9 protein-coding genes are annotated in these 6339 nt (G+C 64.8%); 4 read left to right on the top strand and 5 right to left on the bottom strand.

What is annotated here, in order from left to right; genetic code table 11:
- Window positions 1-685: 685 nt before the first annotated feature.
- Window positions 686-1444, bottom strand: a complete 759-nt coding sequence (gene modA, locus M1248_RS29205) for a molybdate ABC transporter substrate-binding protein (protein ID WP_317150507.1) — start codon at window positions 1442-1444, stop codon at window positions 686-688.
- A complete protein-coding gene (locus M1248_RS29200; RefSeq protein ID WP_317150504.1) occupies window positions 1444-1848 on the bottom strand; it encodes a molybdopterin-binding protein in 405 nt (134 codons plus the stop codon). Before M1248_RS29200 ends, modA begins: the two co-directional genes overlap by 1 nt.
- A gap of 83 nt (window positions 1849-1931) precedes the next feature.
- On the opposite strand from M1248_RS29200, the gene M1248_RS29195 reads away from it, so the two are divergent.
- Window positions 1932-3065, top strand: a complete 1134-nt coding sequence (locus M1248_RS29195; RefSeq protein WP_163736973.1) for a methyltransferase — start codon at window positions 1932-1934, stop codon at window positions 3063-3065.
- Window positions 3066-3071: 6 nt separating this feature from the next.
- On the opposite strand, the gene M1248_RS29190 is transcribed toward M1248_RS29195, so the two are convergent.
- Complete coding sequence (locus M1248_RS29190) at window positions 3072-3854, bottom strand: hypothetical protein (RefSeq protein ID WP_163726661.1); 783 nt, start codon at window positions 3852-3854, stop codon at window positions 3072-3074.
- Between the two features lie 81 nt (window positions 3855-3935).
- Here M1248_RS29190 and M1248_RS29185 point away from each other — a divergent pair, with 81 nt between their 5' ends.
- Window positions 3936-4301: a RidA family protein gene (locus M1248_RS29185; protein WP_163726659.1), complete on the top strand. Its 366-nt coding sequence runs from the start codon at window positions 3936-3938 to the stop codon at window positions 4299-4301.
- A 24-nt stretch (window positions 4302-4325) separates the two neighbouring features.
- Here M1248_RS29185 and M1248_RS29180 read toward each other — a convergent pair whose 3' ends face one another.
- On the bottom strand, window positions 4326-4685 hold the full coding sequence (locus tag M1248_RS29180) for a DUF952 domain-containing protein (RefSeq protein ID WP_317150503.1): 360 nt from the start codon (window positions 4683-4685) through the stop codon (window positions 4326-4328).
- A gap of 130 nt (window positions 4686-4815) precedes the next feature.
- On the opposite strand from M1248_RS29180, the gene M1248_RS29175 reads away from it, so the two are divergent.
- Entirely contained in the window at window positions 4816-5007 is a 192-nt protein-coding gene (locus M1248_RS29175; protein WP_083123673.1) for a hypothetical protein, read from the top strand.
- Between the two features lie 64 nt (window positions 5008-5071).
- Window positions 5072-6073 (top strand): YihY/virulence factor BrkB family protein, encoded by a 1002-nt coding sequence (locus M1248_RS29170; protein WP_232076072.1) that lies wholly within the window; start codon window positions 5072-5074, stop codon window positions 6071-6073.
- On the opposite strand, the gene M1248_RS29165 is transcribed toward M1248_RS29170, so the two are convergent.
- Window positions 6063-6299, bottom strand: a complete 237-nt coding sequence (locus M1248_RS29165) for a DUF3039 domain-containing protein (RefSeq protein WP_197905520.1) — start codon at window positions 6297-6299, stop codon at window positions 6063-6065. The genes M1248_RS29170 and M1248_RS29165 overlap by 11 nt on opposite strands.
- Between the last annotated feature and the right edge of the window lie 40 nt (window positions 6300-6339).

Genomic DNA, 6339 nt, shown 5'->3' with positions numbered 1-6339 from the left:
TGCTCGAACTGGCGGCCACGCTTCTGCGACTCACCGTCCAGGGTGGCGTACAGAGTGTCGAAGTCCCCCACATGCGCAGGGTAGGCAGAGCCGCGAATCCCAGATGGTGTTTTATCTGACCCGCACTGATCCGATTGACCTCTTCTGACCGCCACTCCGGCTCAAAGTCCGGCGGGTGGTTCGCTGGGGAAGCGCGAGGCTGCGGCGGCTGGAACGAAGTCACCTCCGACTGATCATTGGGCCGATGCAAACAACTTGACCGCCATCCAGTCATGCCCTCTATTGGGGCGAAGTGCGCGACAAGTTGATGGACATCGCCCTGGTGTGACTAGGCAAGCGCAAACGGGGCAGGTGTAACGAGCCTGCGCAAACGTAACCCCTAGGCTCTTCTCCCGGTTTTTCAAAACTCCCGGGGGAATCGCAGCGGTTTCAACATCCTCAATGGATCTTCGTCGTGCAGGTTCGGCGATGCCGGCAGGAACGGACCGACCGCAGTCAAGCGGGTTCAATCCCCTGAAGCTGGTGTGATGGTAACGATGGGCCGCAGTACCGGTCCGCGCTGCCGGCTCCTAGTCCAAGATATTTCACACAACAGTGCTCGACTATGGCCTCGACTTGCCCTGTTGGGTACAGCGTTCGCTCATCTCTACTGCGCGACTACCTGGATTAGTACCCGCACGGTAGGTCAGGGTTGGGCGAAGCCGGCCGCGCTCAGCGTCTTCTGGCCCGCTTGGCCCGTGACGGCATCGATGAACTTGCGCGCCAGTCCCTGGTGTTCGGAGGATTTGAGCGCGGCGATCGGATAGGTGTTCACGGCGTCAGCCGACTCGGGAAACTGGACCGCGGAGACCTTGCCCGCAGCCCCGGCCGCATCGGTGACATATACCAACCCCGCATCGGCCTGGCCCGTCGTCACCTTGTTCAGCACATCGCTGACCGACGCTTCCTCGCTCACTGGTGTGATATCCACGCCGGCGGCCTTCTCGACCCGCTGGGCCGCCGAACCGCACGGCACCTGCGGCGCGCACACCACCACGGCGAGCCCGGGCTTCGTCAGATCCTGAAATGACCTGATCCGCTTCGGGTTTCCCGGTGCGACGGCGATCGTCAGTGTGTTGGATGCGAAGTTGACCGGTTCGCCGTCCAGCAGTCCCGCCCGGGCCGCCTTGTCCATGTTCCGGGTGTCGGCGGACGCGAAGACGTCAGCCTGTGCGCCCTGTGTCAGCTGGGTGACCAGATCCGAGGAGCCCGCGAACGAGAACTCCACCGTCGTCCCCGGATTGTCGGTGTTGAACTGCTCACTGATCTCGGTGAACGCCGACTTCAGTGAGGCCGCCGCGAACACCATGATCGTCTGACCGTCCACCGGCTCGTCGCCAGATCCGCACGCCGACAACACCAACGCCAACGTCGCCGCCGATGCAAACACCTTGGACTGCTTCATCATTGGCCCGCAGGCGTCTCCACGATCACGGTGGTCGCCTTCACAACCGCAACGGCCACGCTGCCCGGCTCGAGCTGCAGTTCCCGTACGGCGTCCGTGCTCATCAACGAGACGACGGTGAACGGCCCGCACTGCATCTCGACCTGGGCCATGACGGTGTCCGTGACGACCTTTGTCACCAGTCCGGCGAAGCGGTTGCGCGCCGAACTCGCGACGCTGAGCGGGTCCTTGGGCGCCACACTCGCGTTCGCCCTGGCGAACGCGGCCAGCGCGGCCGCGTCGATCGCCTTGCGGCCCGACGCATCGAGGTGAGCGGTTAGGGCGCCGTCATCGATCCAGCGGCGCACGGTGTCGTCGCTGACCCCCAAGAGTTCGGCTGCTTCACGGACGCGAATTTCCGGCACGGCCGAAGCGTACCTAACCTATTCGACCAGATAACCGTATCCACGGAGCAAATCGACATATCCATCCGCGTATGCGGCAAAGAATGAAGCGCCGCTATCGACCGGTAGTCTTTCCCTCCGTGTCTGAGAAGCCCGCAAAAGTCCCGCCCGCCCGCGTCGTCCGCATCATCGAGTCCGCCCGTACCGCGCTGCAGAAGGTCAACCGCGCGATGGTGCCCGGCTACATCGCGTTGCTCGAGACGGCGCAGGGCGCCTGGGTGTCCCAGGCCCTCTACGTGGCCGCCAAGCTCGGCATCGCCGACGAACTCGCCAACGGCCCCAAGACGGCAGACGAGGTAGCCGCCAAAGTGGGCGGACACCCGGACTCGGTGTTCCGGTTGATGCGCATGCTCGCCGGCCGGGATGTGTTCCGCCAACTCTCCGATGGCCGGTTCGAGTTGGCCGCGATGGGCGAAGCGTTGCGCGCCGATGCACCCAATTCCCTGCGGTCGATGGTTCTGTTCATCGGATCCCCGGAGCACTGGGCTGAATGGGGCGAGCTGCTGCATTCGGTACAGACGGGTCGCCCCTCACCCGAAAAGCTCTACGGCAAGTCATATTTCGAGCATCTCGACGAGGCGCCCGAGCAGGCCGCGATCTTCAACGACGCGATGTCGGCGATGGCGAGGTTGGCCAACGAAACCGTGATCCCGGTGTATGACTTCTCCGGCTTCAAGCTCATCGTCGATATCGGCGGTGGTCACGGCAACCTGCTCAGCGCCATTCTGCGCTCGGCCCCGACCGCCCGCGGCGTACTGTTCGACCTCCCGTCGGTCGTCGCCGGCGCGGGGCCGGTGCTCGAGGCCGCCGGCGTCGCGAATCGTTGCGCCGTCGAGGGGGGTTCATTCATGGACTCGGTTCCCGACGGCGCCGATGCCTACGTCATGAAGTCGATCATCCATGACTGGGACGACGACATCTCCGAGAAGATCCTGCGCAACGTCCGCACCGCGATCGCGCCGAACGGCCGACTGCTGCTGCTCGAACTCGTGCTGCCGGAGCGTGCGACCTCGAACTGGGGGGCCGTGCTCGACTTGGAGATGCTCGTCTCCCCCGGCGGCCGGGAGCGCACCCGCGCAGAGTTCGCCAATCTGCTGGCGCGATGCGGGTTTCGGCTCACCCGCGTCGTCGACACCGCGACGCCGATGATGTCGATCGTGGAGGCCGCTCCGGCCTGATCGCCGTTAGCGCTTCTTCTCCCGCACCTTGTACGTCGAGGGCCACGACTCCCGCGTCTCGTCGCCGACGAGCGGCACGCCCTTGCTGCCGATCCTGATGTCGAACGCTTCCTTGCCCGCACCTACCTCACGGTTGGCGTGCTCGGTGGCAAGGTAGATCAACTGGTCGATCTCCGCCTCGGCGAACGCGACGAATGTGGTGTTGCGCACGATCTCCTCGTCGGGCGGAGCCATCCGCTCGGGAAGCAGCCGTGACGCCAGCGCCGCCAGGCCCAGGAGCGAGAACGGGACGACCCAGTAGCAGACGAAGGACAGCGGCGTCTTGGTGTCCAGGATGGTCGCCTCGCCGTACACGATCGGCGGGATGGCCGACGACACTGTCATCCCCGCGAACGCGGCCACCCAGATCCACGTCAGCACCGCCGTGATGCGTTTGAAGACGTCGGTCTCGATGATCTCTTTCGGCTGGCCGACCTCTGCGAATTCACGGACGAACGGCCTGCGCGCGAGGATGCTGCCGAGCGCCACCAGGAAGATGCCCGCGTTGCTCAGCGGCTGCATCCACTGCTGCATGAATTGCTCGCTCACCGTGAAGGTCAGCACCGTCAGCACTAAAAACGTTGCAATGGCGCCTATCTCGAGCGTGCGGCCCGCCGTTCCCTTCACCCGGCCGATCACGAACGACAACACGGCAATCGCGAACGCGACCAATACCGCGGTATGGAAGGGGACGTTGCCGACCAGGACCCAATAGACGATCCACGGCGCGAAGCCGAGAAGAATACCCACGGTGGGTCAGTTTAGGTTGTCAGTCAATGGCCCAACTGTAAACCCGTTGCCTGAGCCACAGGGCCGACTACTTTGTGTCTGATGACGCGCCGCAATGTCTCCTCCGGCTCCGAGTACGAGGCCACGGTCGGATACTCGCGGGCGGTGCGGACGGGCCCATACGTCGCCGTCGCGGGCACCACAGGCGTCGGTGACGGTGTCGGGGCGCAGGCGCGGGACGCGTTGCGGCGCATAGAGATCGCTTTGCAGGACGCCGGCGCCTCCTTGGCGGACGTGGTGCGCACCCGGATGTACGTGACGGACATCTCGCGCTGGCGCGCCGTCGGCGCAGTCCATGCCGAGGTGTTCGGCGACATCATGCCGGTGGCGACCATGGTCGAGGTGTCGGCACTGATCGCGCCCGAGCACCTCGTGGAGATCGAGGTCGACGCGTACGTGGCCGGCTAGGGCCCATTTCCGCCGTGCTCGGCCCTAGTGCTCGAGCGGCGCAAAAGCGCCGTCGGACCCCGGTTTGTACGGCGTGACACTGATCACAGCTTTGGTAGGTAGTGGACCGTACAAATGTGGGAACACCATCGCATCGGGATCGCTCGGCACACCGGGCTCCCAGCGGATCGGAGAGGACAGGCGTGCAGGGTCGACGCGGAGCAGCACGAGGTCTGAGCGGCCGGCGTAGAGCCGGTTCGTCGGCAGGTGCACCTGCTCGGGCGTGGACAGATGTACGAAACCGTGCGAGGCCAACGAGTCGGGCCGTAGCTCACCGGCGTCCTGAGCCGACCGCCACTCCTCGGCGCCGCAAATATGGACCAGCACAGCCGGCAAGCGTGGCATACCGCGGGTCTGACGCGTCGGCAACTTGGCATAACGGTGAGACACGACACACCGGTAAACCCCTAGGGAACAAGGCCGAAACCGAAAGCGTCTGAGACAGTAGAGATACGCGAGAACCGATGGAGGTGCCATGACCGCAACGCTCATTAGCCCGGAATTGACCAAGGCTGACCGCTGCGATCGCTGCGGCGCCGCGGCTCGCGTACGGGCGAAGCTCCCGTCGGGCGGCGAACTGCTGTTCTGCCAGCATCATGCGAACGAGCATGAGGCCAAGCTGGTGGAGCTTGCCGCCGTTCTCGAATCCAGCCCGCTGGAGGCATAACCGCCGACACGGCGGCCCGCCTGGTTAGGCGAGACGGGCCGTCGTCAGGAATGCTGGTCTGGACATGAACGACCAGTCCCAGCCGTTACCCCTTCCGCCATCGCGCCACCACATCAGGCACATCGTCCGGCGCACACTCTCGAAGAGTTGGGACGACTCGATTTTCTCCGAGTCGGCGCAGGCGGCGTTCTGGTGTGCGCTGTCGCTGCCGCCGCTGCTGCTGGGGATGCTGGGAAGTCTGGCGTACATCGCGCCGCTGTTCGGCCCGGAGACGCTGCCTGCCATCCAGGAGCAGCTGATCGGCACGGCGGAACGCTTCTTCTCGTCCAGCGTCGTGGACGAAATCATCGAGCCGACCGTGCGCGACATCGTCAAGGGCGCTCGCGGCGAAGTGGTGTCGATCGGCTTCGTGATCTCGCTGTGGGCGGGCTCGTCGGCCATCTCGTCGTTCGTCGACTCCGTCGTCGAGGCCCACGATCAGACACCACTGCGCCATCCGGTGCGGCAACGGTTCTTCGCGCTGGGTCTGTACGTGGTGATGCTGGTGGCGGCGATTGCGGCAGCACCGTTCGTCGCACTCGGGCCGCGCAAGATCGCTGCACAGCTGCCCCAGAGCTGGGACAACGCACTGGCCTTCGGCTACTACCCCCTGCTGTTCGTCACGCTGGTGGTGGCGGTGAACATCCTGTATCGGGTGGCTCTGCCCGAACCGCTACCGACACATCGCCTTGTCCTGGGGTCGATCCTGGCGACTGTCGTCTTCCTGGGGGCGACATTGGGGCTGCGGGTCTACCTGACGTGGATCACCAGCACCGGCTACACCTACGGCGCGCTCGCGACACCGATCGCGTTCCTGCTGTTCGCCTTCTTCCTCGGCTTCGCGATCATGCTGGGCGCCGAACTGAACGCCGCAATTCAGGAGGAATGGCCCGCGTCCCCAACGCATGCCAAACGGGTCCGGCTGTGGCTCAAGCAGAAGGCCGAGGCGCGCAACGGTCGCGGCGTGCTCGCGGGGGACGACGACGCGCCGGCGGCCGACCGGGCCCCCGACGCCGCTACTTCTTGAGCTTCTCGTAGATCTTCTTGCACTCGGGGCAGACGGGCGACCCCGGCTTGGCGGCTTTGGTCACCGGGAACACTTCGCCGCACAGCGCCACGACGTGCGTACCCATCACAGCGCTTTCTGCGATCTTGTCTTTCTTGACGTAATGAAAGAACTTGGGGGCGTCGCCGTCGGTGCCGTCGTCGACGCGTTCGTCGGTGTCGGTGCGCTCGATCGTCTGGGTCTGCATGCCAACCATTTTGCCTGTAAGAATTCCGACACGTATACGA

Source organism: Mycobacterium sp. 29Ha, assembly GCF_032883055.1.
GTDB classification, from domain to species: domain Bacteria; phylum Actinomycetota; class Actinomycetes; order Mycobacteriales; family Mycobacteriaceae; genus Mycobacterium; species Mycobacterium gallinarum.
Note: the sequence above shows the minus strand (reverse complement) of the source record. Positions and strands in the feature narration are given on the sequence as shown.

Excerpts from the sequence above, each read along its gene's own strand:
- modA (WP_317150507.1), bottom strand. The coding sequence starts at position 1,444 with ATGAAGCAGTCCAAGGTGTTTGCATCGGCGGCGACGTTGGCGTTGGTG.
- M1248_RS29195 (WP_163736973.1), top strand. The coding sequence starts at position 1,932 with ATGAAGCGCCGCTATCGACCGGTAGTCTTTCCCTCCGTGTCTGAGAAG.
- M1248_RS29185 (WP_163726659.1), top strand. The coding sequence starts at position 3,936 with ATGACGCGCCGCAATGTCTCCTCCGGCTCCGAGTACGAGGCCACGGTC.
- M1248_RS29180 (WP_317150503.1), bottom strand. The coding sequence starts at position 4,685 with ATGCCACGCTTGCCGGCTGTGCTGGTCCATATTTGCGGCGCCGAGGAG.
- M1248_RS29175 (WP_083123673.1), top strand. The coding sequence starts at position 4,816 with ATGACCGCAACGCTCATTAGCCCGGAATTGACCAAGGCTGACCGCTGC.
- M1248_RS29170 (WP_232076072.1), top strand. The coding sequence starts at position 5,072 with ATGAACGACCAGTCCCAGCCGTTACCCCTTCCGCCATCGCGCCACCAC.
- M1248_RS29165 (WP_197905520.1), bottom strand. The coding sequence starts at position 6,299 with ATGCAGACCCAGACGATCGAGCGCACCGACACCGACGAACGCGTCGAC.